28 protein-coding genes and 1 pseudogene are annotated in these 21,769 nt (G+C 62.5%); 19 read left to right on the top strand and 10 right to left on the bottom strand.

Going from position 1 to position 21,769, the window contains the following annotated elements; all coding sequences use genetic code 11:
* Nucleotides 1-61 precede the first annotated feature (61 nt).
* From NKH01_RS20210 to NKH01_RS20200, 3 genes are all read left to right on the top strand, one after another.
* Nucleotides 62-976, top strand: a complete 915-nt coding sequence (locus tag NKH01_RS20210; RefSeq protein WP_353021966.1) for a LysR family transcriptional regulator — start codon at nt 62-64, stop codon at nt 974-976.
* Nucleotides 977-1,166: 190 nt separating this feature from the next.
* Nucleotides 1,167-2,477 (top strand): hemolysin family protein, encoded by a 1,311-nt coding sequence (locus tag NKH01_RS20205; RefSeq protein WP_352846673.1) that lies wholly within the window; start codon nt 1,167-1,169, stop codon nt 2,475-2,477.
* Between the two features lie 76 nt (nt 2,478-2,553).
* Nucleotides 2,554-3,291, top strand: coding sequence for a class I SAM-dependent DNA methyltransferase (locus NKH01_RS20200; protein WP_352592485.1), 738 nt, complete (start codon nt 2,554-2,556; stop codon nt 3,289-3,291).
* Between the two features lie 132 nt (nt 3,292-3,423).
* On the opposite strand, the gene arr is transcribed toward NKH01_RS20200, so the two are convergent.
* Nucleotides 3,424-3,831 (bottom strand): NAD(+)--rifampin ADP-ribosyltransferase, encoded by a 408-nt coding sequence (gene arr / locus NKH01_RS20195; RefSeq protein WP_502895871.1) that lies wholly within the window; start codon nt 3,829-3,831, stop codon nt 3,424-3,426.
* Nucleotides 3,832-4,030: 199 nt separating this feature from the next.
* On the opposite strand from arr, the gene NKH01_RS20190 reads away from it, so the two are divergent.
* The 4 genes from NKH01_RS20190 (at nt 4,031) to NKH01_RS20175 (ending at nt 6,629) form a co-directional block, all read left to right on the top strand.
* Complete coding sequence (locus NKH01_RS20190) at nt 4,031-4,324, top strand: hypothetical protein (protein ID WP_352639965.1); 294 nt, start codon at nt 4,031-4,033, stop codon at nt 4,322-4,324.
* Between the two features lie 535 nt (nt 4,325-4,859).
* The gene (locus NKH01_RS20185) at nt 4,860-5,702 is read left to right on the top strand and encodes an N-acyl homoserine lactonase family protein (RefSeq protein WP_353021961.1); all 843 of its coding nucleotides are present in this window, start codon (nt 4,860-4,862) and stop codon (nt 5,700-5,702) included.
* Nucleotides 5,699-6,172: a MarR family winged helix-turn-helix transcriptional regulator gene (locus NKH01_RS20180; protein ID WP_353021958.1), complete on the top strand. Its 474-nt coding sequence runs from the start codon at nt 5,699-5,701 to the stop codon at nt 6,170-6,172. Before NKH01_RS20185 ends, NKH01_RS20180 begins: the two co-directional genes overlap by 4 nt.
* Before the next feature lie 7 nt (nt 6,173-6,179).
* Complete coding sequence (locus tag NKH01_RS20175; protein WP_353021955.1) at nt 6,180-6,629, top strand: SRPBCC family protein; 450 nt, start codon at nt 6,180-6,182, stop codon at nt 6,627-6,629.
* A 58-nt stretch (nt 6,630-6,687) separates the two neighbouring features.
* Here NKH01_RS20175 and NKH01_RS20170 read toward each other — a convergent pair whose 3' ends face one another.
* On the bottom strand, nt 6,688-7,098 hold the full coding sequence (locus NKH01_RS20170; RefSeq protein ID WP_353021953.1) for a GFA family protein: 411 nt from the start codon (nt 7,096-7,098) through the stop codon (nt 6,688-6,690).
* Entirely contained in the window at nt 7,091-8,005 is a 915-nt protein-coding gene (locus NKH01_RS20165) for an NAD(P)-dependent oxidoreductase (RefSeq protein WP_353021951.1), read from the bottom strand. The genes NKH01_RS20170 and NKH01_RS20165 overlap by 8 nt, the downstream gene beginning before the upstream one ends.
* A 142-nt stretch (nt 8,006-8,147) precedes the next feature.
* On the opposite strand from NKH01_RS20165, the gene NKH01_RS20160 reads away from it, so the two are divergent.
* The gene (locus NKH01_RS20160) at nt 8,148-8,486 is read left to right on the top strand and encodes a winged helix-turn-helix transcriptional regulator (RefSeq protein ID WP_352592494.1); all 339 of its coding nucleotides are present in this window, start codon (nt 8,148-8,150) and stop codon (nt 8,484-8,486) included.
* Between the two features lie 143 nt (nt 8,487-8,629).
* Nucleotides 8,630-10,675 carry an ABC transporter ATP-binding protein/permease gene (locus tag NKH01_RS20155; RefSeq protein WP_352592497.1) on the top strand — a complete coding sequence of 682 codons (2,046 nt, stop codon included), beginning with the start codon at nt 8,630-8,632 and terminating at the stop codon, nt 10,673-10,675.
* 41 nt (nt 10,676-10,716) lie between these two features.
* Here the strand turns inward: NKH01_RS20155 and NKH01_RS20150 are convergent, their stop codons facing one another.
* On the bottom strand, nt 10,717-10,968 hold the full coding sequence (locus NKH01_RS20150; RefSeq protein WP_156948077.1) for a hypothetical protein: 252 nt from the start codon (nt 10,966-10,968) through the stop codon (nt 10,717-10,719).
* On the opposite strand from NKH01_RS20150, the gene NKH01_RS20145 reads away from it, so the two are divergent.
* Nucleotides 10,961-11,437, top strand: coding sequence for a VOC family protein (locus NKH01_RS20145; RefSeq protein ID WP_353022030.1), 477 nt, complete (start codon nt 10,961-10,963; stop codon nt 11,435-11,437). The genes NKH01_RS20150 and NKH01_RS20145 overlap by 8 nt on opposite strands.
* A gap of 117 nt (nt 11,438-11,554) precedes the next feature.
* Entirely contained in the window at nt 11,555-12,331 is a 777-nt protein-coding gene (locus tag NKH01_RS20140; protein ID WP_353021949.1) for a class I SAM-dependent methyltransferase, read from the top strand.
* Nucleotides 12,332-12,392: 61 nt separating this feature from the next.
* On the opposite strand, the gene NKH01_RS20135 is transcribed toward NKH01_RS20140, so the two are convergent.
* Nucleotides 12,393-13,286 carry a transcriptional regulator GcvA gene (locus tag NKH01_RS20135; RefSeq protein ID WP_353022027.1) on the bottom strand — a complete coding sequence of 298 codons (894 nt, stop codon included), beginning with the start codon at nt 13,284-13,286 and terminating at the stop codon, nt 12,393-12,395.
* A gap of 191 nt (nt 13,287-13,477) precedes the next feature.
* On the opposite strand from NKH01_RS20135, the gene NKH01_RS20130 reads away from it, so the two are divergent.
* The 6 genes and pseudogenes from NKH01_RS20130 (at nt 13,478) to NKH01_RS20105 (ending at nt 16,592) form a co-directional block, all read left to right on the top strand.
* Nucleotides 13,478-13,663 carry a DUF1127 domain-containing protein gene (locus NKH01_RS20130; protein ID WP_352483125.1) on the top strand — a complete coding sequence of 62 codons (186 nt, stop codon included), beginning with the start codon at nt 13,478-13,480 and terminating at the stop codon, nt 13,661-13,663.
* A gap of 72 nt (nt 13,664-13,735) precedes the next feature.
* A complete protein-coding gene (locus NKH01_RS20125) occupies nt 13,736-14,221 on the top strand; it encodes a VOC family protein (protein ID WP_352483124.1) in 486 nt (161 codons plus the stop codon).
* Nucleotides 14,222-14,256: 35 nt separating this feature from the next.
* Nucleotides 14,257-14,985 (top strand): SDR family oxidoreductase, encoded by a 729-nt coding sequence (locus NKH01_RS20120; RefSeq protein WP_353021946.1) that lies wholly within the window; start codon nt 14,257-14,259, stop codon nt 14,983-14,985.
* A 237-nt stretch (nt 14,986-15,222) separates the two neighbouring features.
* Nucleotides 15,223-15,657, top strand: coding sequence for an FKBP-type peptidyl-prolyl cis-trans isomerase (locus tag NKH01_RS20115; RefSeq protein ID WP_023719136.1), 435 nt, complete (start codon nt 15,223-15,225; stop codon nt 15,655-15,657).
* Between the two features lie 90 nt (nt 15,658-15,747).
* Nucleotides 15,748-15,831, top strand: a pseudogene (locus tag NKH01_RS20110) (helix-turn-helix domain-containing protein); the annotation flags it as partial.
* Between the two features lie 83 nt (nt 15,832-15,914).
* Complete coding sequence (locus NKH01_RS20105) at nt 15,915-16,592, top strand: HAD family acid phosphatase (RefSeq protein WP_156948082.1); 678 nt, start codon at nt 15,915-15,917, stop codon at nt 16,590-16,592.
* A 49-nt stretch (nt 16,593-16,641) separates the two neighbouring features.
* On the opposite strand, the gene NKH01_RS20100 is transcribed toward NKH01_RS20105, so the two are convergent.
* The gene (locus NKH01_RS20100; protein ID WP_023719139.1) at nt 16,642-17,622 is read right to left on the bottom strand and encodes a quinone oxidoreductase family protein; all 981 of its coding nucleotides are present in this window, start codon (nt 17,620-17,622) and stop codon (nt 16,642-16,644) included.
* 98 nt (nt 17,623-17,720) lie between these two features.
* Here NKH01_RS20100 and NKH01_RS20095 point away from each other — a divergent pair, with 98 nt between their 5' ends.
* On the top strand, nt 17,721-18,113 hold the full coding sequence (locus tag NKH01_RS20095) for a winged helix-turn-helix transcriptional regulator (RefSeq protein WP_352483120.1): 393 nt from the start codon (nt 17,721-17,723) through the stop codon (nt 18,111-18,113).
* 76 nt (nt 18,114-18,189) lie between these two features.
* Here the strand turns inward: NKH01_RS20095 and NKH01_RS20090 are convergent, their stop codons facing one another.
* Nucleotides 18,190-18,795, bottom strand: a complete 606-nt coding sequence (locus NKH01_RS20090) for an NADPH-dependent FMN reductase (RefSeq protein ID WP_023719141.1) — start codon at nt 18,793-18,795, stop codon at nt 18,190-18,192.
* Between the two features lie 90 nt (nt 18,796-18,885).
* Here NKH01_RS20090 and NKH01_RS20085 point away from each other — a divergent pair, with 90 nt between their 5' ends.
* Nucleotides 18,886-19,254, top strand: coding sequence for a winged helix-turn-helix transcriptional regulator (locus tag NKH01_RS20085; protein WP_023719142.1), 369 nt, complete (start codon nt 18,886-18,888; stop codon nt 19,252-19,254).
* A gap of 50 nt (nt 19,255-19,304) precedes the next feature.
* Here NKH01_RS20085 and NKH01_RS20080 read toward each other — a convergent pair whose 3' ends face one another.
* The 3 genes from NKH01_RS20080 to NKH01_RS20070 form a co-directional block, all read right to left on the bottom strand.
* Nucleotides 19,305-19,670: a hypothetical protein gene (locus NKH01_RS20080; protein WP_245278591.1), complete on the bottom strand. Its 366-nt coding sequence runs from the start codon at nt 19,668-19,670 to the stop codon at nt 19,305-19,307.
* A gap of 97 nt (nt 19,671-19,767) precedes the next feature.
* Nucleotides 19,768-20,163, bottom strand: coding sequence for an acyl-CoA thioesterase (locus NKH01_RS20075; protein WP_023678380.1), 396 nt, complete (start codon nt 20,161-20,163; stop codon nt 19,768-19,770).
* 157 nt (nt 20,164-20,320) lie between these two features.
* The gene (locus tag NKH01_RS20070) at nt 20,321-21,292 is read right to left on the bottom strand and encodes an MBL fold metallo-hydrolase (RefSeq protein ID WP_352483118.1); all 972 of its coding nucleotides are present in this window, start codon (nt 21,290-21,292) and stop codon (nt 20,321-20,323) included.
* Between the last annotated feature and the right edge of the window lie 477 nt (nt 21,293-21,769).

The raw sequence follows: 21,769 nt of genomic DNA, 5'->3' as shown, positions 1-21,769 counted from the left end.
CTTCGATGTGGCATGTTTCGCAACAGATTAATGAGCGAAACTCTACAATAGGAGCGCTTCATTGGAATCGGCCAATCTGCAGGGCATCGTCGCATTCGTTCATACCGTGGAGGCTGGCAGCTTCACCGGCGCCGCTGTCCGGCTGCATGTCACGAAATCGGCGGTCGGCAAGTCGATCGCACAGCTGGAACAGCGATTGGGCGTTCGCCTGCTCAACCGTACCACCCGTAGCCTCAGCCCAACCAGCGAGGGCCTGAGCTACTATGAAGCCTGCGTCAGGGCGCTGGCCGAGATCGAAGCCGCCCAGTCACTGCTCGCTTCCCGCAAGCAGGTGCCTTCCGGGCGGCTGCGCGTCGACCTGCCTCTGGCTTTCGGCCGGCGATGCGTCGTCCCGGTGCTGTTCGACATTTCCAAAAAATTCCCGGATCTGACGATGGAAATCTCGTTCAACGACCGGCGCGTCGACCTGATCGAGGATGGCATCGATCTAGCGGTGCGCATGGGCGATCTCGACGACAGCCTTTCGATCGCCGCGCGCCGCATCTATGCCCAGCGTTCGGGCATCGTCGCCGCCCCCGCCTATCTCGACGCCCATGGCAGGCCGCAATCGATCGAGGATCTCGCCAGGCACAGCCTCATCGGCTACGGCCGCGACGGCGCTGTCCATCCCTGGACCGTCAGGCATGCCGACGGCCCTCTCGAAAAATTCGCGCCCAAGGCGCGGCTGGTGCTCGGCCACGGCGAACCGATGCTCGATGCGGTACTGGCCGGCTGCGGCATCGTCTTTCTGCCGACATGGCTGACGGCCGACAGCATCAGGCGCGGTGAGCTCGAAATGGTTCTGTCGGACTGTCTTGTCGAAAATACCGTGGTGCATGCCATCTGGCCGGTAACACGCAACCTCGCGCCAAAGGTGCGCGTCGTCGTCGACACCCTGATCGAGCATTTTTCCGCGCCGCCCTGGGATGCCGCTTGATTGCTCCGCCGGCTAGTTGAAAAGACAAAGGGCCATTGCTTAAGGTTTGCGCTGCCAGGGCGGCGCCGACTTCGACAATTGATAACCTCCAACACGAATTGGGCATTATCTTTTCTGTCTGAAGCGATTGCCCTGAAAAATCGCGACCGTCCTATTTTCGAAAACCGCGTGGCAATGCTATGGACCCGGCATGCTTTATGCTGAAATTGCCATCGTGGTCGTCCTCATCTGTGTGAACGGCCTTCTGTCGATGTCCGAGCTCGCCATCGTCTCGTCGCGGCCGGCGCGCCTCAAGGCGATGATCGACCGCAACGTCAAGGGCGCTGGCCGGGCTCTGGCGCTCGGCGCCAATCCGGGAAAATTCCTGTCCTCGGTGCAGATCGGCATCACTTTGGTCGGCGTCTTGTCCGGCGCCTTTTCCGGCGCCACGCTTGGCGAGCGGTTGGCCACCTTCCTGGCGTCGGCCGGTATCCGCGAAAGCCTCGCCGACCCGCTCGGCGTCGGCATCGTCGTCGCCCTAATCACCTATGGCTCGCTGATCATCGGCGAACTGGTGCCCAAGCAGATCGCCTTGCGCGACCCCGAACGGGTCGCCGTCAGGGTCGCTCCGGCAATGACCATCCTCGCCGGCTTCTCGGCGCCGCTGGTCTTCCTGCTCGACTTTTCCGGCCGTGCCCTCCTGTGGCTGCTTGGCCAGCGCGGCCAGAGCGAGGAGAAGGTCACCGACGAGGAGATCAAGATGCTGGTCGCCGAGGCCGAGCACCACGGCACCATCGAATCCGACGAACGCCGCATGATCGCGGGCGTCATGCGGCTCGGCGACCGTGCCGTGCGCGCGGTGATGACGCCGCGCACCGAGGTCGACTGGATCAATTTGCAAGCCGACGAGGCCGCCATCAGGAAGCTGCTGATGGATACCCAGCATTCGCGCCTGCCGGCCGGCGACGGCGGCGTCGACGCCATGATTGGTGTCGTCCAGACCCGCGACGTGCTGGCCGCGATGCTGGGCGGCCGCGCCCTGGACCCGCGCCGGCACGTGCGCACCGCCCCGATCGTGCATGACCAGGCCGACGCGCTGGATGTGCTTGCGACGCTGAAGGAATCCGACGTGCCCATGGCGCTGGTGCATGACGAATACGGCCATTTCGAAGGCATCGTCACCCCAGCCGACATACTGGAAGCGATCACCGGCGTCTTCCGCTCGGACCTCGATGCCGGCGACGAGGAAAACGCCGTCAAGCGCGAGGACGGCTCATGGCTGCTCGCCGGCTACATGCAGGCCGACGAGATGGCGGAGGTTCTCCGCATCGACCTGCCCGAGAACCGCGACTACGAAACCGTCGCCGGCTATGTGCTGTCGCACATGCACCATCTGCCGGCGACCGGCGAATGCGTCGACGCGCAAGGCTGGCGCTTCGAGGTCGTCGACCTCGACGGCCGCCGCATCGACAAGCTCATCGCCACCCGACTGCCCGGCGCCCACCGCGAGGTCGTGCGGTAACGATCGACGCGACTTATGGGCTATATGCTCGCGGCGACACCGCTCGCACAATCAAAGTTGATTGGGAATACCGCCTATGGTCGACCACCTTTTCGCCGACCCGTATCTCGCTGCCGTCTACGATGCCTGGCACCCGAGATCTGCGCGCGACGACTATGATTTCTACCTGCCCCGCATTCTAACAGCAGACGCGGTGCTTGATGTCGGATGTGGAACGGGCACCCTCCTTCACGAGGCACGCCTGGCCGGACATTCAGGGCGGCTCTGCGGCATCGACCCAGCACCCGGCGTGTTGAATCGCGCACGAACGCGCACGGATATCGAATGGGTCCTCGGCGATCTCCAATCGGCCGGCTGGACAGCCGAGTTTGATCTCATTGTGATGACGGGGCATGCATTCCAGGCCCTTGTCAGCGACGAAGACCTGCGGGATTTGATGGCGGCTGCGCGACAGGCCCTTGTGCCAGGCGGATGCTTCGCGTTCGAGACGCGGAACCCTTCTGTGCGGGCGTGGGAGCGCTGGACACCCGAAAATGCGGTCGTCGTTGAGCTACCTGACGGGTCTCTGGTGCAGATCACAACAGAGGTGATCATGCCGTTCGATGGACAGACGGTGACATTCACCCACAGGTTCGGCGGAAAGCATCCGAGCCTTCCGCAAGTTAGTCGCAGCACCTTGCGATTCCTCGACACGGACGCCTTATCGAGCCTGCTGGGGAACGCGGGGCTACGGATCGAACAGCAATTCGGCGGCTTTGACGGCAGCCCACTTGGCCCTTCGAGCCCCGAGATCATCACGTTCGCGACGAGATGAAAAGGAGCATCCGCTCTCCAACCTGCAAGGAACGACAACTCGCGGACCCATTGCGGACGTGGAGCCGTATTTCGCGGCGACTGCCGCCGACCGTAGGTCAGAGCCAAGCTTGGCAATCGCAGGATTTAGCGATCAATCGATTGCCTCGATGCCTTGCGCCTTCAGCCGTTCGATATGGTCCTTCATCTCTTTCAGCCGCTCGGGGGAGTGGCCCTGCCACTCGGCGACCTCGCCCGTGATCCTGAGCGGCTCACGGGAGCGATAGGACTGCGTCGGATTGCCGGGAAATTTCTTGCCCGTAAGATTGGGGTCGTCCATGATCGGGCCGGTTGGCTCCACGATATAGACCCTTTCCCGTCCGTCACCAGCGGCCAGCTCTGCACCCCAGATGGCCGCATCCAGAGTGCCGGTCAGATAGACCCAGGCTGCCTGCTTTCTCGCGCCGTAATTGGAGCTGTAGCCGGCTTCTATCAGGTCTCCCGGTTTAAGGTCGACCCGGGTGCCGTGGTAGAATTGGCGTGCGTTGTCGGGGGCTGTCATCGGCTCGCTACCCATCCTCGCTGTCTCAGGCATCATGGTGCCGTGGTGCGCACTATTTCATGCACGTCACCAAATCAAGCATCTGGCCGTGCGGTTATCGGCTCCCGACACCCATTCCGGTTGTCCCGCCCGATGCACGCTATCGGTCGGCTGCCGGTGCAGGTATTATCGGCGCCCTGTACGTTGCTAGGGTGGAAAAATGGATCTGCAAATCTTCAGGGATTCGATTGCAAAACCACAGCCGCCAGCCGGCTTGAGCCCTGCCCTGCAGGCGCTGTGGTGGGAGGCAAAGGGCGATTGGGCTAAGGCGCACGAATGCGCGCAGCAGCGCGACGATACGGCGGGCATGCACGTGCATGCCTATCTCCACCGCAAGGAAGGCGACCAGTCGAATGCCGAATATTGGTATCGGCGCAGCAATGCCGCGCCGTCGACCTCAACGCTTGACGAGGAATGGGAAGAGTTGGCGCGTGCACTTCTAGGGCAAAGCTGACGCCTGCTCGGCCCCTCGCAAAATAGCCGGTCCTGCAACCACTCGCCGGGGCTTCAGCTGGCGCCCCCTGTGGCTTGTCCCTGCCGTTCCATTCCGCAGTGCGCGCCCGCGCCTCTTCGGCGATCAGCTTGAACTCCCGCATCTTCGCAGCCTCGATGGCGAATGCGCTGCTTGGCAGGACGCCGGGGTCCTCCTGACTGTTCTGAAACTGAAAACGGGCCTCCAGTTCGGCCCATATTCGCTCGGGTGCCGTATCCTTGCTGGCAAGCAGTGCGACGACCAGCGCCAAAGTCTCGCGCTGGGCGTTCAGCCGCCCTTCGATCTCTTCATTCGGCAATTCGGACATGCGGGTCGCTTCCAGTTTCTGGCTCAACGGCAAAATCGCACCCTTGTTCCGGAATTCAGCGCCTGCGCGATCGGGCTGAGCGGCAGATGCTCGCGATCGCCATCGCGCTGATCTTTTCTCCTCCGTCCTATTGACTCCTAAATATATGACGTGTCATACGATGACATATCATCTAATGGAGAGGAAAAAATGAAAGTACATGCCATCCGGACCGGGTCGGTCCGCATCAAGACGGCCCAGATCGAAGGACGCGGTCATGGGCTTGCCAGCATCTTTGCCGACAGGAACTGGTCCGGCTGGTTGCCGACCTTCGCCTGGGCCATCGAGCATGACGAAGGCGTCATTGTAGTCGACACTGGACAGGCGGCGCATCTGCTGAACGGGCACGGACGCTCGCTGCATCCGTTCTTTCGCTGGGAAGTGCACTTTCGTATCGAGCCGGAAGAAGAGATCGGGCCGCAGCTGCGTGGCCTGGGTATCGGGCCGCGCGACGTCAAACGGGTGGTGCTCACGCATCTGCACATGGACCACGATGCGGGCCTGGTGCATTTTCCCCATAGCGAGATACTCGCCGCCCCCAGTGAGATCGACACGGCGTCGGGTTTCATGGGAATGCTCCGCGGCTACCTGCCGCAGCGCTGGCCCGACTGGTTCAACCCCATACGGCTCGAGCTCGACGACGGGCCGTTCGGCCCGTTTGCGGCGAGTAAGCGCTTGACCAAAGCGGGCGACGTCATTGCGATCGCTACCCCCGGTCACACTGCCGGTCATCTTTCGGTGCTGGTGGAGGATGGCGACGCAACGCTCTTTCTCGCCGGCGACACCTCATACAACCAGGCACTGATGCTTGCCGGCAAGGTGGACGGCGTGGGACCCGATACCCAACTTGCCGCGACGACCCTGAGGGCCGTCCGGCAGCTCGCCCAGCAGCGGCCGACGATCTATCTGCCGACCCATGATCCGGAGAGCGCCGTGCGGCTGGCGACGCGTCAGCTGGTGACCGCCCCGCTCGAACTGGGAGCGGCGGCATGAAACCGGAAGAGGAGCTGCGATTCCTCATTCTCGGCGCCCAGCGCGAAGGCAACAGGCTGCTTACCGACTTGCTCTCGCCGCTTGGCGTCACCCCTTCCCAGGCTGAAGTCATCAGCTGCCTGAAGGCCGGCGGACCAATGTCGCTCAATGCCGTTGGCAAGCTGCTGGTCTGTGAGACCGGCAGTCCGAGCCGGCTGGTAAGCACGCTGGTCGAGCGGGCGCTCGTCGTCAGGCGCGAAAACCCGGAGGACCGCCGGGAGGTGGAACTCGAACTGACACAGGAGGGGCACCGGCTCGCCGCCGAAATCCGGCAGGTCGAATCCCGGCTTTACGGATGGCTGGGCCAGCGGCTCACCCTGGACGAGACCACAACCGCCGTCGGGCTGCTGCGAGTTCTGGTTGCCGGAACAGCCGCCGGCAATGCGATCGCCCGGCGCGATGGGCCATCATCCGATCTCCCGAAGGAATAAGTCACAAATGTTCGACATATCAATCGAGATCGACAGGCCTGCCCAGACCGTCTTCCGCCATATCGAGGATATTGAAGCGGCTCCCGCCTGGTACTCGGCGGTGCAGTCGGTAGCCAAGCTCACGACCGGCCCGGTCGGACGCGGCAGCCGCTATCGCTTCAGCCGCAACCTTGCCGGGCGGGTCGTCGAAAACATCGTGGAGGTCACCGAGTTCGAAGTCGACGCCCTGCTGACTTTGTCCTGCTTGAGCGGGCCGACGCCATTCACCTACCGCTTTCGGCTGGCGCCGACAGGCCACAAAACGCATCTCCACCTCGAGGGTTCGATTACCGGAAAAGGGCTTCCCGGGCCGATGGCGCTTCTCGCTCTGCCCGCGTCCAGCTTCTTCGAACGCGGCATGCGAACAAATCTTGAGAGCCTGAAGCGAATTGTAGGGACCGCTCGTCCAGCAGAGTGATCCCTGAAGTTCTGTTGCAACCCTGTGCCAGCGTCTGCACGCATCGCCACTTCGGTCCTCAAGCGACCTCGGGCAAGCCTTCCAAACGAAGCCATTTATGTTTCCTGTCAGGCCAGTGGAGCGTTGCCGGGGCCGGAAAATGCGGGTCCTCCAGACAGCCGACCGAGACCGACAGCGCATCCTTCAATCCTTCTGCCCGCATGAAAACGACCGATCCGCAAATGCTGCAGAATGTCTGCTCCAACCATTGTCCCGACGACCCGGTTCTGCGCCACGATCTGGTCTCCCCTTTCTGTCCGACGAGGGCCGCGTCGGCGTAGATGGCCCGGTACGAAAACGCCGTCCCGGTACATCGCTGACACTCCAGGCAACTGCACGCGTAGACACGCCGCGGCTCTCCGGTGAGGATAAGTTCCACCGCCCGGCATGAGCAGGTCGCGGTTCGTCTCGTCTTACCGCCGCTATGCATGCGCCGTTTCCCTGCTCTGATGCGGCGAACCGTTCCGAAACAGAGGCGCGAGAGATGCAAAATCATCTTCCATGCGCCCGAGCGAAAGCGCCTGCCGAAAGATCGTATCCATCGCGCGAGGCATAGCCGCGTCGAGCCCTCGCTCGTCACAAACCTCGAGCAGGTGCTGGAAGGCGCTGTAGTGGGCGCCCAATGATGCCAGCGTTGCGTCGTCGCCGGCAAAGCGCCTGGCATTTGTCCTATCGACCAGGTCGAAGAGAGCCGCATCGACCACCGGCTTGAATGCCGAGAGATGGCTCCGGAACATCTCCAGGCTGAGACCTTCGACCTCGGCAACAGCCATCCCCTGCAATGCTCCGAAGAGCCCGCCCCACATCTGGGTGAGCAGTGCAATATCGAGCGCCGAAGCCTGGCCGGGAATCTCCCCGACATAGCTGGTACCGCCGCCGAGCGCGAGAAGCAGGGGTTTGTGCGTCTCGTAGACGCTGCGGGAACCCGAATAGAGCAATGCGGTCTCGGGTTTTCCGATGAAATCCGGAGTGGCCATGATTGCCCCGTCCAGATACCCGGCACCATGCGCCTCCACCCAGCGAGCTTCTTCCCGCGCCAGACGCGGTGAGCCGGAGGTGAGTTGCACGACGGCTTTACCGGCCAGTACCGAAGCGACGCCGTCCTGCTTCAGCAAAGCGTCGCTGGCGGCATAGTCGAGAACATTGATGATCACGACATCGGCCGCTCGGAACCCATCCGCCACCGAAGGGGCGACCTTGGCGCCCAAAGCCGTCAGCGGGCTGCACTTTGCCGCGGTCCGATTCCAGACCAATGTTGGATAGCCGCGGTCGAGCAGTGTTCGAATAATGGACGAGCCCATTCGGCCCGCGCCGAGCACGCAGACATTCGATACCATGATAACTTCTCCGATAGGCGTTGGCCCTCGCGACGAGGGTTGGTTTATGTTTGGCGCGCCGGAGCCGAAGATATAAATTCTCAATGCGCTGAGAAGTACGCACCTTGAGGTAAGCTAGCGGCATCATGACAGGGACTGCCAAATGAGATGCAAGGAACCGGACAGCTGCGGTTTTGCCGCCGCACTGCAGGCCATCGGCGGAAAATGGAAAACCTCGCTGCTGTGGGAACTGCATCTGCGGCCATACCGCTTCGCGGAATTGCGCCGGTTGTTGCCCGGCGTCAGCGAGAAAATGCTCACGCAACAATTGCGGCAGATGGAAGCCGACGGCCTGATCAGCCGGCGCTCTTACGACGAGGTTCCGCCGCGCGTGGAATACTCGATCACGCCGCTGGGCTTTAGCCTGAACGATGCCGTGACGGTGATGTCGGCGTGGGGAAAGCACCACGAAGCATGGAAATCCCAGCGGAAGGCGGCCTGAGGCAGTCGCTTCGGGAAAAGCGATGTCAGGCCGACCTTGCAGCTAATTTAGCGCGGCGCTTCTCCAAGCCCAGGCGCTGTTGGCAGCTGACCATCTCGAGCGGACGCTATGAAACCTTCTGATTTTTAAGCCGTTATCGCCGGATGCCCGAGGCTAGATTCAAGCCGAAATCGGTTGACGCCGCCCAATTGCGCGATGCCGAGAAGTCGCGCCACGAGAAACAATCGACTGTCGAAGCCGCGTCCGAGGTCGTCGGCGAGGCCGCGCCGCCGCCGGATTTCATCGAACCCGATCCGGAGCTGACACCCGAAGAGGCCGAGCAGGCGCGCAAGAGGTACCTGCTGAAGCGTTTCTGGATCAGCGCGCGCGGTTACTGGGGCAGCATTGGCGATAGGCTCGCTTGGCCGTGCACGATCGGGCTGTTGGTCCTGATCGTCACCAATGTCGGCTTCCAGTATGGGATCAATGTCTGGAATCGCGCAATTTTCGACGCCATTGAGCAACGCGACGCCCATACCGTATATCGGCTGAGCGCCGTTTTCGTGCCGCTCGTGCTCGGAAGCACAAGCCTTGTGGTGGCACAAGTCTTCTTTCGTATGACGATACAGCGCCGCTGGCGCTCCTGGCTCACCACCGCAGTCATCGCGCGTTGGCTTGCAAGCGGCCGCTACTATCAGCTGAACCTCGTCGGCGGTGACCACAGCAATCCCGAAGCCCGCATCGCCGAGGATTTGCGGATTGCCACAGAATCGCCCGTCGATTTCATTGCCGGTGTCATCGTCGCATTTCTGTCGGCCTCGACCTTCATCGTGGTGCTGTGGACGATCGGCGGCGCCTTGACCCTGCCGATTGCAGGTTCGACCGTCACCATTCCCGGCTTCCTGGTCGTCACCGCGGTAATCTATGCCGCAATCACGTCCACCTCGATGGCGGTCATCGGCCGCCATTTCGTCCACCTCTCCGAGGAAAAAAACCAGGCGGAAGCCGAGTTCCGCTACACGCTGACGCGCGTGCGGGAAAACGGCGAGAGTATCGCATTGCTCGGCGGCGAGGAGGAGGAGCGCAGCGGCATGGACAAGACATTCGCCCATGTGCTCAGGCAATGGGCGCTCCTTGCAGGCCAGCACATGCGCACAGCGCTGGTGTCGCAGGGGTCGAGCCTGTTTGCGCCGGTCGTGCCGGTTCTGCTTTGCGCTCCAAAGTTTCTCGAAGGCAGCATGACACTTGGACAGGTAATGCAGGCTGCCTCGGCCTTTGCCATCGTGCAGGGTGCGTTCGGATGGCTGGTCGACAACTACCCCCGTCTCGCTGATTGGAATGCCTGTGCACGGCGCATCGCCTCGCTGATGATGTCGCTCGACGGGCTCGAGCGGGCGGAACAGAGCAACACCCTTGGACGCATAAAGCGCGGCGAAACAGAAGGCGATGCGATGCTTGGTCTGAACAATCTCTCCGTGTCGCTCGACGACGGTACCGCCGTGGTCAAGGAGACCGAAGTCGTGATCAAACCAGCCGAGCGGGTGCTCGTTGCCGGCGAATCCGGCTCAGGCAAGAGCACGCTGGTGCGGGCCGTCGCAGGCCTGTGGCCGTGGGGTAGCGGCAGCGTCAACATCCACGCCGACAGACGGTTGTTCATGTTGCCGCAACGGCCTTACATCCCCACCGGGACGCTTCGCCGCGCAGTCGCCTATCCAGGCGCCGCCGACAACTGGACGCTGAAAAAGATCAAGGCGGCTCTCGACAAGGTGGGACTCGATTATCTCAACGCCAAGATCGAAGAGGACGCGCCATGGGACCAGACCTTGTCGGGTGGCGAAAAGCAGCGGCTCGCCTTCGCGCGTCTTCTGCTGCACAGCCCCGATATCATAGTGCTGGATGAAGCAACCTCAGCACTTGATGAGAAGAGCCAGGACAAGATGATGGAGATGATCATTCGCGAATTGCCGAAGGTCACCATCATCAGCGTAGCGCATCGCGCCGAGCTGGAAACCTTTCATAGCCGCAAGATCACGTTGGAGCGTCGCGAGGGCGGCGCAAAGCTTGTCAGCGATATCGATCTCGTCCCGCGCAAGGGCAGACGGAACTTGCTTGTGCGCCTCCTGAGGCACCGGGGCGCCCAACCGAAAGCCAGCACGCCCTTGAGCAAAGCGGCGCTGCCCCAAACAAAGCTGCCCCAGACAAAAAAGTGAAGGCCACCGGTCGGGACCCGGCGGACCGTCGCCCGTTCGAGTCACTGCCCACATCTGGTCTTAAAAGTGCCAGCCGTGATACCTTGATGCCGTGCAGGTGTTGCTGTCGGAACGTCAGATGGCACGAGCGCATTCCATTTTCGTAGTGCAACGCCGAGGCTGGCTGTGCAAAAGCCCGGATTGACTTCAAGGCCCGGGTTGATTTCAAAAGCCCAGGTTGTTTCCAAAAGCCCAGGTTGATCAAAAGCCCAGGTTGATTCAAAAGCAAAGGGACCAGCAATGACAATCGCCAAGAACACGATCTGCCTTTGGTATGACAAGGACGCCGAGGCTGCGGCCCGCTTCTATGCCGAGACTTTCCCCGACAGCTTGGTGAAATCCGTCCACCGCGCTCCCAGCGACTACCCGTCCGGCAAGGCGGGCGACGTGCTGACGGTCGAGTTCACGGTCGCCGGCATCCCCTGCCTCGGCCTCAATGGCGGTCCCGCGTTCAAACACAACGAAGCCTTCTCCTTCCAGATCGCCACCGACGATCAGCAGGAGACCGACCGCTACTGGAACGCCATCGTCGGCAATGGCGGCCAGGAAAGTGCCTGCGGTTGGTGCAAGGACAAATGGGGCATCTCCTGGCAAATCACGCCGCGCGTTCTGACCGAGGCGATGGCTGCCGGCGGCGACGAAGCAAAGCGCGCATTCGAGGCGATGATGGAGATGAAGAAAATCGACGTTGCCGCGATCGAGGCAGCGCGGCGCGGCTGGTAGTGCTGGGGTGACCCGAAGCAGAAGTCGGTGCATCACCCGGCTGAGGAGATCATCGACAAGATCAGAGCGGAGCGGCTGGGAATGCCGCCGTGCCCATCATGTCCAGGCAGGCGTGCGATGGTGTTGAACTGCGCCGAGTTTTACGACGCCGAGCTGCGACGGCACAACGAGGTCTTCAGGGCTGCCGTCAAGGCGGGAACGCGTGATCGCGTGCTCGATATCGGATGCGGCTCGGGACAATCTTCTCGCGATGCTGCCCGCGTCGCGGTGGAAGGCACCGTGCTCGGGGTGGACGTATCGGCCGAGATGCTCGAGTTCGCCCGGAGGCGTAGCGCGGACGAGGGATTGCGAAACGTCGCCTTCGAGCGCGGCAATGCGCAATTGCTGGCGTTTCCGCCTGCCGGCTTCGATCTGTGCATCAGTCGCTTTGGCGTGATGTTCTTTGCCGATCCGGCGGCGGCGTTCGCCAATATCGGCCGGGCGATGCGACCAGGGGCACGTCTTGTGTGGATGGTATGGCAGGGCCAGGACCGCAACGAGTGGGCGACTGCCATTCAGCGGGCGATTGCGCCGGGGACCGCCATATCGGCAGCCGCCGCCACCCCGTTTTCGCTCGGTGACCCCGTCATCACCGCGGAGGTCTTGCGTGCGTCCGGTTTTGTTTCGGTCGACTTTGCCGAAGTGCATGAACCGGTTTTCTATGGCCTGGACGTCGATGCGGCTTATGACGCTTTGCTTGGCCTGCAACTGGTGAAGGATCCGCTGGCTAGCGCGGATGTGGATGTCGCTGCGGCGCTGCGGCGGTTGCGCGAACTGCTCGACGCGCGCTTGACCGCGGACGGCGTGCTTTTCGACTCGCGTGCCTGGATCATCACCGCAGTTCGGGCGAGCTGATAGTAGCGGTTTTTCGGACATTGATCTGTAGGCGAACTGTCCCCTCGGCTCGGCCTTCCCGTCACCCTATTTGCGGCGTGACTTCTGAAAGCAGCCAATCCCGAAAAGCCTTGACTTTGCGCTGACGGATCGCCGCTGGCGGGTAGACGAGATAGAAGCTGGAGGGGGATTTCAGGGCGTGGCCGAAGGGGCGGACAAGTCGCCCGGCGGCAAGGTCGGCTGCAACGAGCATGGTCCGGCCCAGCACCACCCCTTCGCCTTGTGCTGCCGACTCCATCGCAAAGGTGGCAGAGTCGAAGGTAATCCCGCTCTGCGGGTCCACGCCGTCGACCCCGGCGCTTGCGAGCCAGGTCGCCCAGTCGATCGGAAAGCTGTCACGGATCAGCGTGTGATGTTTGAGATCCTGAGGCGTGCGGAGCGGATGTGCACCCTCAAGAAGCTTTGGGCTGCACACTGGAAACACCTCCTCGCCGGTCAAGAACTCTGACGTGAGCCCCGCATAATTTCCGCTGCCATAGCGGACCGCGACATCGATGCCGTCGCCGAGGAAGTTGGTCAGCTTCCCGCTCGTCGAAACCCGCACATCGATGTCGCCATGCGCACGGTGAAAGCGATAGAGGCGTGGCACCAGCCATCTCCCCGCGAAGCCATCGGAGGTACTGACGTTCAGTGTCGAGCTCGAATAGCGGGCCGTTGCTGCAGCGGTGGCGGCAGCCAACTGGTCGAGCACCTCGCGCACCGCCCGCGCATAGGGCTCGCCGACGGCGGTCAGGCTCACCGAACGCGTACCGCGCTCGAACAGCTGCACACCGAGCTGATCCTCAAGGTTCTTGATCGCCCGGCTGATGGCGCCGTGGGTGACATGAAGTTCCTCTGCCGCCTTGGAGAAACTCAACAGGCGCGCCGCGGCCTCGAAGCTCGGCAAGGTGGTGAGGGGAGGCAGCTTCCGGGGCATGATCGATACCTGCATGTGTGAGCGTTGCTCACATACTGTCGCCGATAAGTCGTTTGTCGTCCAGACCGGAAGACGGCATGTTTGCTCACGTAATCAGTCATCCGCCGCCGCTGCAAGAGGCAAGTCTGATGTGACTGATACTCTCGCTGACGAAAGTCGCGGGGCAACCGCCCACATCCACGGAGAGCACCATGAGCGCCAAACGAGTTGAACCCATCGTCGACGTCCTGACCGGCATGGCCGGCCGCATCCTCGCCTCGAGCAGCCGGCGCCGGACCGAGCGGCTGATTGCACGCTTCTCGACCCGCCGGCTCGAAGACCTCGGGTTTGCCCGCGACTGGGACGGCTCGATCTATCGGCAGTCGGACCGCCGCTAGCCTGAACGAAAGTAACGGCGGACAGGTTCTTCGCGAAAGATCGCTGTCGCAAGGAATTAACGGAGAACGGACATGGCCACCATCCATCCATTCCTCTGGTTCAACACCGACGCCAAGGAGGCCCGCGATTTCTATCTCTCGGTCTTCAAGAACGGCAAAGTGCTCGAGACGATCGAATACACCGACTGGGTGTCCGGAACCAACAAGACGGTCCCGCATGCCACCTTCGATTTCGAGCTCGAGGGACTGCACCTTACAGCGCTCAACGCCGGGCCGCAGCCGCCCTTCAACGAGCGGCTCTCGCTCTACATCGAGACCAAGGACCAGGCCGAGACCGACTACTACTATGAGGCGCTCACCGCCGGCGGCGGCAGGGAACAACCCTGCGGCTGGCTCACTGACAAGTTCGGCGTCTATTGGCAGGTCATCCCGGAAATCCTGCCGCGGCTCAGTGCCGATCCGGATCGCGAAAAGGCCAACCGCGTCCGGCAGGCGATGTATGGGATGCGCAAGATCATCATCGCCGACCTCGAAGCCGCCTACGCCGGCAAGGCTTGACCCTCACCTACATCGCAAACGAATGGAGACCTCCCGTGACATCGCTCGTGGACAGGAAAGTCGTCGTCGTCGGAGGCAGTTCCGGCATCGGTCTTGGCGTCGCGGAAGCTGCGCTCAACAGCGGAGCTAAGGTCGTGATCGTCGGGCGGTCGCACGAGAAACTGCAGGCCGCCGAACGGGCGCTCAATGCGGGTAATCGCGTGACAAGCTTGGTCGCCGACATGACCGACGAAGCGGGCGTCGCTCGCCTGTTCGACAAAGTCGGTGCGTTCGATCACCTCGTATCGACAGCCGGAACACTGCCGCCCGGCGACCCCATCGAGCGCGCCGACATGGAGGCGGTGCGGCGCTTCGTCGACAACAAGCTGATTGGCGCCGTCATGCTCGCCAAGCACGCTGTGCGCACCCTGAGGGCCGGCGGCTCCATGACCTTCACGTCGGGTATCAACAAGGACAAGCCGCCGGTGCCGGGAGGTGCAGTCGTCTCCGCGATTGCCGGCTCATTCAGCTACTTCGCCCGCGCCCTGGCGCTCGAACTGGCCCCGACACGCGTCAATGTCGTGTCTCCCGGATGGGTCGACACACCGATGTGGGACATCGTTGGAGAAGCCAAATCCGGCTTCTTTGCCGACATGGCTGCCCGGTTGCCATCGAGAAAAATTCCGACCGCTGCGGACGTCGCCGCCGCCTACCTCTACCTCATGGAAAGTGACTTCACGACCGGCGAGACAATCCGCATCGATGGCGGCCATAACCTGATCTAGCCGCCATTTGCACGCCGCCTGAATGGGTTGAGGCGGCATGACCGCCAGTCCGGCGCACTCCTGCCGGAGGCGGCGAGCGCCGGCGGCGTCATACCGACGTAGCTCAATCGGGGTTTACATCGGCAGCCAGGCACCTAGTTTTAACGTCTCGCGCCGTGCACTTGAGTGCGTGGATGATCGAGGACGGGACCGTGAGCTCTGGCCGGCCCCTCAAAACCTTCCAAAAGGATGACTACCATGACACAGGCCAAGAATGGCGACACCGTGCGCATCAATTACAATGGCCGCCTCGCAGACGGCACCCAATTCGATTCTTCCGGCAACGAACCGCTGCAATTCACGCTGGGTGAAGGACAGGTGATTCCCGGTCTTGAAACCCATGTCGAGGGCATGGAGGTGGGCGCGAAAAGCACCGTGACTGTTCCCGCCGAGGCCGCCTATGGCCCCCACCGCCCCGAAGCGGTCATGACCGTTGACCGCGCCCGCGTACCAGACAACATCAACGTCGATATCGGCACTCGATTGCAGGTCAGAACCCCAGAAGGGCGCCCCATGCCGGTAACAGTCGTCGGCGTGGACGACGCCAGCGTCAAGCTCGACGGCAATCATCCGTTGGCCGGGCGGGATCTGGTGTTCGACGTTGAACTGGTCGAGATCGTTCAGGCGGCGTAGGGCACGGTCAAGGCCGTGTTGGCTATGACCTGGGGTGACGCACTTGCGCCGGAGATTTCGGCGGTGCGTCACCTGTCGGAGGAAAAGACCGCGAGCAGCGCGGCGTTCGCGGTCGGTTACGAAAGCGTGTCACAATTCACCCGGGAGCACGGTCGTCTGTTCGGTCTCGCTTGACAGCGGACTTCTCGTGACCGCAAAGTCTCATGATGCGGGCGATTGGTTGGAATAGAATTGCGCGTGTCGGGGCAATCGTGCTGATGATCGGCACAAATGTTCCTGTGCCGGCACGTTCCGATTCGCTCCTTCTCACAAGCCCGTCCCAGCCAGCCAATGTCGGCGATGCGATGCTGGCGGCTGCCAATTATCATGATTCCGGCGACTATGACCGCGACCTTGCCGCAGTGGCGAAGCAGGCCGGCGACTGGGTCGTCAAGCGCGCGACGGAGGTGCCTCGCCCCGCACTGGTGCTCGACATCGACGAGACGGCTTTGGCCAACTGGGAAGTGATCACACGTGACAATTTCGGCCGCCCGATCAGCGGCGCCTGCGATATCGCAATCGACGGTCCCTGTGGCTGGGCCGCCTGGGACCAGCTTGCGAAGGATCCGGCCATTGACCCGGTGCTGGAGGTCTTCCGGCAGGCGCAAACGGCGAAAGTCGCGGTGTTCTTCATCACCGGACGTCCGGAGGACCAGCGTCAGGCAACCGAACAGAACCTGCAGTCGGCCGGCTATGCCGGCTATGAGCACCTTTACATGGTCCAGCCTGGGGCCAAATACGGCTCCGCCGCAGATTTCAAAGCACCCATAAGGGCCGAAATCGAAAAGGCCGGCTACACGATAATTGCCAATGTCGGCGACCAGCCATCCGACTTGTTCGGGGGGCATGCCGAGAAGCTGTTCCTGCTGCCAAATCCGTTCTATCGGGTTCGCTGACGGCCGGAACGGCACAAGCCCGGATCCCCGGCTCCTTGCCGAGCACCTACTAGGGTATCAAGACGACCTTGCCGGTCGCGCCGCGCTCGTCCAGCAGGCGATGCGCCTGACTGGCCTGGTCGAGCGGGAAGCGACCGCCGTTGGTCACTTTAAGCTCACCATTTGCCGCCAGATTGAAGAGCCCCGACAGGCCGTCACGGAGCACGTCTGGAGAAAGCAGCGGCAGCAGTGCAAAACCCCTCAGCGACTGGTTGCGGCCGATCATCGCCTCCATCTCCGGGGCGCCGAGCGCGTATCTGCCAAGTGCGGCAAACGCCAGCTCTCCGCGAGGTGCCAGAGCCTCCAGCGCAACCGCCGTCAGCGGGCCGCCGACAATGTCGTAGACGATGTCGACGCCGGCGCCGCCTGTCGCTACCCGGATGCGCTCTGGCCAGTCCGTTTTGCTGTAGTCGACGGCAACGTCGGCCCCCAGCGACAAAGCAAGATCGAGCTTGGCCTTGCTGCCGGCAGCCGCGATGACATTGCTCGCCCCTGCCCGCTTCGCAAGCTGGACAAGCAACGAACCGACGCCGCCCGCGGCAGCGGCGACCAGCACCGATTTGCCGGCCGGCGGGCTTTGCCGCGACAGATGCAACGCCGTCAGTCCTTGCACCATCAATGCCGTCGAGGCTTCGAACGAGAGCGCATCCGGCAAGGGCACGGCCAGGCTTGCGTCAATCGTCACATAATCGGCATAGCCGCCTAACGGGCGGCTCGAGGCGAACAACGGCGCGGCGACGCGCGTGCCGAGCAAGGAAGCATCCACCCCATGCCCGAGCGCCTCCACGATCCCGGCGGCCTCGACGCCAAGGATCATCGGCAGTTGCGGCGTCACCGCGTAGCGATCTGCGCGCATCAGCACTTCGAAGAAATTCACCCCGGCCGCACGAACGCGGACCAGGACCTCGCCGGCTTGCGGCTCGGGCTTCGGCACCTCAACCATTTCGAGAACGTCAGGGTCGCCGAAACGGTTCAGTTGAATGGCTCTCATCACATGCACCGATCGTTATTGGCATCGGCCGCTGTTTGCCACTATCTGCCTGGCTTCGACCACACACCGATTTGTCCGCCGCTGACCGGGAGGTGACCATGGCCAAGCTGATCAAGAGACTGCCGATGCTGCCGGCCGAGCGCGCGCTGAAAGTGATTTCGGGCCGCTGGAAGGCGATCATCCTCTACCATCTCTTCGACGGGCCGCGGCGGCTGTCGGCGCTGCAAGGATTGATGCCCAATATCACGCAGAAAGTGCTGATCCAGCAGCTTCGCGACATGGAAGAGCACGGCCTCGTTCGCCGCGAGATCTTTGCCGAGATCCCCTCGCGCGTGGAATATTCGGCGACGCGGCTCGGCCTCAGCCTCGAGCCCATCCTGCTGGCACTTTGCCAGTGGGGTCAGCACCACGCCGACGAGTTGAATGAGATGGACCGCCTTGCCGATTGCATCATCAGGCCAAGGCAAGCGCAGGACGCGCATGCCGTCTGAAAAAAAACGGGCGGCGCATGCGCCGCCCTGAATCCTTGGGAGAATTAATCCTTGGGAGGATTGTTCGAACCTGCGCTCAGGCCGCCTTGACTTCCTCGGCGACGGCATCGGCCTGACGCGCCGTCTTCAGTACCCTGGCCCACCATGCAATGTCGTTGACGAGCGCGGTTGCCGCCTGGTTGAGGTGCTCGAATTCATCGAGCTTCTTCTCACCTTGCTTGACGGCAAGGAAATCGGCCCAGGCGATGTGGACGGCGGACTTCACCGGCGCCATCTGCAACTCGACCGCATGCAGCCTCAGCTGCTCGACCGCACGCGCGCCACCAACGCTGCCATAGCCGACGAAGCCGGCCGCCTTCTTGTTCCACTCGTTGGCGGCGTAGTCGATGGCGTTCTTCAGCACGGCCGTCGGGCCATGATTGTATTCGGCGGCGGTGAAGATGAAGCCGTCGAATCCGGCGACCTTCTTTTGCCAGCGCTGCGCCACTTCGTTCTGCGACGGCGCCCAGGCGGAGGATGCGACCTCATCGAAGAACGGCAGCGGGAAATCGCGCAGGTCGACGACTTCGACATCGATGTCGGCATGCGACCTGGCGATCTTGGCAATCCATTGGGCCGGGACGTCGGCAAAGCGCGCGGCGCGGGTCGAACCAATGACGATGGCGATTTTGGGTTTTGACATAGAGGGGCTCTCCTTACAGGAATACTGGTATCGTTTAGATACCTGCGCTATATGAGTAACTGGCCGCTCAATGTGCAAGGAGGCACTTTTTTGTTACCAAGGCACCCGCACCGCACCGAGGACTGCCGCGCCATCTCGGAAATCCTGCAGCGCGTCGGCGACAAATGGACCGTGCTCGTCGTCGGCAAGCTCGGCGACGGGCCGCTGCGTTTCAACGAGCTGCGCAGCGCGGTCGGCGGCATTTCACAGAAGATGCTGACCACCACTTTGCGCGGGCTCGAGCGCGACGGCTTCGTCACGCGCACCGTGTTCGCGACCATCCCGCCGCGGGTCGACTACGAATTGACCGACCTTGGCTACGAGCTTCTGGTGCCGGTCGGTGCACTCGGCGAATGGGCGCGCAAGAACACCGAGCGTGTCAAGGTCGCGCGCGAAAAATTCGACGCCATGCACAGCTGAGCCCTTGCGCTGCAAGGGTTTGAACCTGTCGCGGATCCTCCGGATGAGCCCTACTGCTGTAATTGCATCTTGCTCTTCGGCAGCTTCTCGATCCGGTTCCATTTCGGGTTGGGACTGACCACCTTGCCGCCAATCGTGCAGGTCGTGGTCGTCTCCTTCCGGCAATTGCTCACCGTCGTACCGCTGGTGTCGCATTTCGTCGCCGAGCAGATCTCGCACTTGGCCGCCTGCCCGTTGATGGTGCGGTTTTCCGACGTGCAGGTGGCGCCTGGATCGCCTTTTTTGACCTCGGCAAAAGCGCTTGCGGACGACAGGCAGAGCAAGGCTGCAAACGCACCGGCCAGGGCAGCGTTCAGCATGTGTTGACGCATTGTCTTTCCTCCCAAGATCCCGTCGCTCGCGCTGCAGGCGCGCATGCGGGAACCCGTTGGTCAAAGACCACGCCGGATCGCTGCCCGCATCCCCCGCGCGGGAGAGACGGCTGTTTAAGTTCGTCTTCTGGAATCAGGCCGGTCAGCCTTCGGCCGGAACCGCCTTCGGCTTGCCTTCGCCGTCCAGCGCCACCATGACGAAGTCGGCATGGGTGACCTTCTCCATCAGGTCGGAGAGATAGCGCTGCGCCCAGGCCTCGACCTTGAGCGTCATCGAGGTGCGGCCGACGCGTTCGACATGCGTATAGATGCACAGCGTGTCGCCGATCTTCATCGGCTTGGCGAAGGACATTTCCTTCACCGCCGCCGTCACCACGCGGCCCTTGGCGCGCTCGGCGGCGCGGATGCCGCAGGCGAGATCCATCTGCGCCATCACCCAGCCGCCAAAAATATCGCCCGCCGCATTGGCGTCGGAAGGCATGGCCAGCGTCCGCAGAGTCAAATCGCCGATCGGCCGCCCGTCCGCGTAATGCACCATTTGGCCAATCCTCTCGAAGCCGATCGTCCGACCCCGTACCGTCCTGGCACGGACAGGTCAACGCCACTGAATGGTGTCGCGGCCTGACGTTCGGCGATGCATTCTATGGCCGAGGTGAGAAAGCTGGCGCGCCCGAGAGCTTACCAATAGGCGCGCTTTACAAAGCGGGCCACGGCGTCGGGACGTAGGCGTAGGCGTTGCCTTCGCGGATCACATGACCGATGCCTGGGAAGGGCAGGTGCATGCCTGCGACGAGCAGGTCATCCGCCGACACCATGTCGAGCACCTTCTTGCGTGTGGCGATTGCGGCCGCCTGGTCCACGTCGAAAGCGATTGCCCATTCCGGATGCGCAAATTGCAGCGCGGAGGCGTGGATTACGTCAGTGAAGAGCAGCAGGTTGGCGTCACCAGAGCCAATCCGAAGCGCGAGATGCCCCGGCGTATGTCCGGGCGCAGGCAATGCCCTGATCCCGGGCGCGATCTCGACCTCGCCTTCGATCTTCCTGACTTTGCCATGGTAAGGCACCAGCGATTTGCGCGCTATTTCGAAGTACGGCTTCATCTGGTCGGGCGCCTTGGATAGGATCCCGTCATCGTGCCAGAAAGCGAATTCCGGCGCGGCAACCACGACCTCCGCTCCCGGGAAGGCGGCCTTGCCGCCAATTCCGACAAGGCCGTTGGCATGGTCGGGATGGAGGTGGGTGATGATTACCGTGTCGATTTCTTCCGGCCTGACGCCGGCGGCTGCGAGCGCCTCAGGTATATGTCCCAGTATAGGCCCCATCGCCGATGCCGTGCCGGTATCGATCAGCACCCGCCTGTCGCCCCTGGTGACAAGGTAAGCGTTGACCGAGGTCGGGAGTGCCTTTGGCAGGAATGCCTTTGCCAAAAGCGCTTCAGCGGCAGCCGGATCGGCGGAAGGGAAGAGTTCAAGGCCGAGATTGAGATAGCCGTCGCTCAGTGCTGTGATTTCGAGGTCGCCGAGCATGAACCTGTGGGCACTCGCAAGCGAAGCCGGAGACGGGGCGGCGATAGCCGCAGCGTTGCTCCCAAAGAAGCTGATCGGGGAAAGTAGCAGGGCGCCGGCACTAAAGGTCCCGAGGCCGAATGTTCGACGGTCGATATTCATGGTCTTGTCCTTCGAATTGCAGATGAAGCTAGTCCCAGACTACGTCGTCGCTGCCAGTGCGGATGCCGACCCCTCGGACCACTCTTCGAGCGGGGTCGGCGCGGGTCATGGCGAACTCCTTGCGACATCAATAATGCGCCTCACAAGCAGCTGGAATAGCGACGGGATGCAGTTCACTGCTGCAAATTATGCAGCAATCAATTTAGGCGGGTAAGGCCGCTCGTTTGGCCGTCCGCTGAACGGCCTGGCCGAGCCCCGGCTTTGCCTACTGGACAGGCTTCCGAGGCTCGAGCGCTCGACGCAACGTCGGCGCCTCTTGCTCGATATGATCCCACAGACGGTTGGAGATCGGCCCGTGCGGCCGGTCGCGGCGGCGCGCCACCGCGAACTCCTCGGTACGGCCTGGCAGATGACGGCCGGACGCTCCACGCGAACGCAAGGAATGGCCGGATTGCTGGACTAGCCGGACGTTGAATG

Source organism: Mesorhizobium sp. M1403, from assembly GCF_040317695.1.
Lineage (GTDB): Bacteria > Pseudomonadota > Alphaproteobacteria > Rhizobiales > Rhizobiaceae > Mesorhizobium.
This window is presented reverse-complemented; position numbering and strand designations above follow the sequence as displayed.

Coding starts and splice junctions, on each gene's coding strand:
- NKH01_RS20205 (WP_352846673.1), top strand. CDS start 1,167: ATGCTTTATGCTGAAATTGCCATCGTGGTCGTCCTCATCTGTGTGAAC.
- NKH01_RS20200 (WP_352592485.1), top strand. CDS start 2,554: ATGGTCGACCACCTTTTCGCCGACCCGTATCTCGCTGCCGTCTACGAT.
- arr (WP_502895871.1), bottom strand. CDS start 3,831: ATGACAGCCCCCGACAACGCACGCCAATTCTACCACGGCACCCGGGTC.
- NKH01_RS20190 (WP_352639965.1), top strand. CDS start 4,031: ATGGATCTGCAAATCTTCAGGGATTCGATTGCAAAACCACAGCCGCCA.
- NKH01_RS20185 (WP_353021961.1), top strand. CDS start 4,860: ATGAAAGTACATGCCATCCGGACCGGGTCGGTCCGCATCAAGACGGCC.
- NKH01_RS20180 (WP_353021958.1), top strand. CDS start 5,699: ATGAAACCGGAAGAGGAGCTGCGATTCCTCATTCTCGGCGCCCAGCGC.
- NKH01_RS20175 (WP_353021955.1), top strand. CDS start 6,180: ATGTTCGACATATCAATCGAGATCGACAGGCCTGCCCAGACCGTCTTC.
- NKH01_RS20170 (WP_353021953.1), bottom strand. CDS start 7,098: ATGCATAGCGGCGGTAAGACGAGACGAACCGCGACCTGCTCATGCCGG.
- NKH01_RS20165 (WP_353021951.1), bottom strand. CDS start 8,005: ATGGTATCGAATGTCTGCGTGCTCGGCGCGGGCCGAATGGGCTCGTCC.
- NKH01_RS20160 (WP_352592494.1), top strand. CDS start 8,148: ATGAGATGCAAGGAACCGGACAGCTGCGGTTTTGCCGCCGCACTGCAG.
- NKH01_RS20155 (WP_352592497.1), top strand. CDS start 8,630: ATGCCCGAGGCTAGATTCAAGCCGAAATCGGTTGACGCCGCCCAATTG.
- NKH01_RS20140 (WP_353021949.1), top strand. CDS start 11,555: ATGGTGTTGAACTGCGCCGAGTTTTACGACGCCGAGCTGCGACGGCAC.
- NKH01_RS20135 (WP_353022027.1), bottom strand. CDS start 13,286: ATGCCCCGGAAGCTGCCTCCCCTCACCACCTTGCCGAGCTTCGAGGCC.
- NKH01_RS20130 (WP_352483125.1), top strand. CDS start 13,478: ATGAGCGCCAAACGAGTTGAACCCATCGTCGACGTCCTGACCGGCATG.
- NKH01_RS20125 (WP_352483124.1), top strand. CDS start 13,736: ATGGCCACCATCCATCCATTCCTCTGGTTCAACACCGACGCCAAGGAG.
- NKH01_RS20115 (WP_023719136.1), top strand. CDS start 15,223: ATGACACAGGCCAAGAATGGCGACACCGTGCGCATCAATTACAATGGC.
- NKH01_RS20105 (WP_156948082.1), top strand. CDS start 15,915: ATGATCGGCACAAATGTTCCTGTGCCGGCACGTTCCGATTCGCTCCTT.
- NKH01_RS20100 (WP_023719139.1), bottom strand. CDS start 17,622: ATGAGAGCCATTCAACTGAACCGTTTCGGCGACCCTGACGTTCTCGAA.
- NKH01_RS20095 (WP_352483120.1), top strand. CDS start 17,721: ATGGCCAAGCTGATCAAGAGACTGCCGATGCTGCCGGCCGAGCGCGCG.
- NKH01_RS20090 (WP_023719141.1), bottom strand. CDS start 18,795: ATGTCAAAACCCAAAATCGCCATCGTCATTGGTTCGACCCGCGCCGCG.
- NKH01_RS20080 (WP_245278591.1), bottom strand. CDS start 19,670: ATGCGCGCCTGCAGCGCGAGCGACGGGATCTTGGGAGGAAAGACAATG.
- NKH01_RS20075 (WP_023678380.1), bottom strand. CDS start 20,163: ATGGTGCATTACGCGGACGGGCGGCCGATCGGCGATTTGACTCTGCGG.
- NKH01_RS20070 (WP_352483118.1), bottom strand. CDS start 21,292: ATGAATATCGACCGTCGAACATTCGGCCTCGGGACCTTTAGTGCCGGC.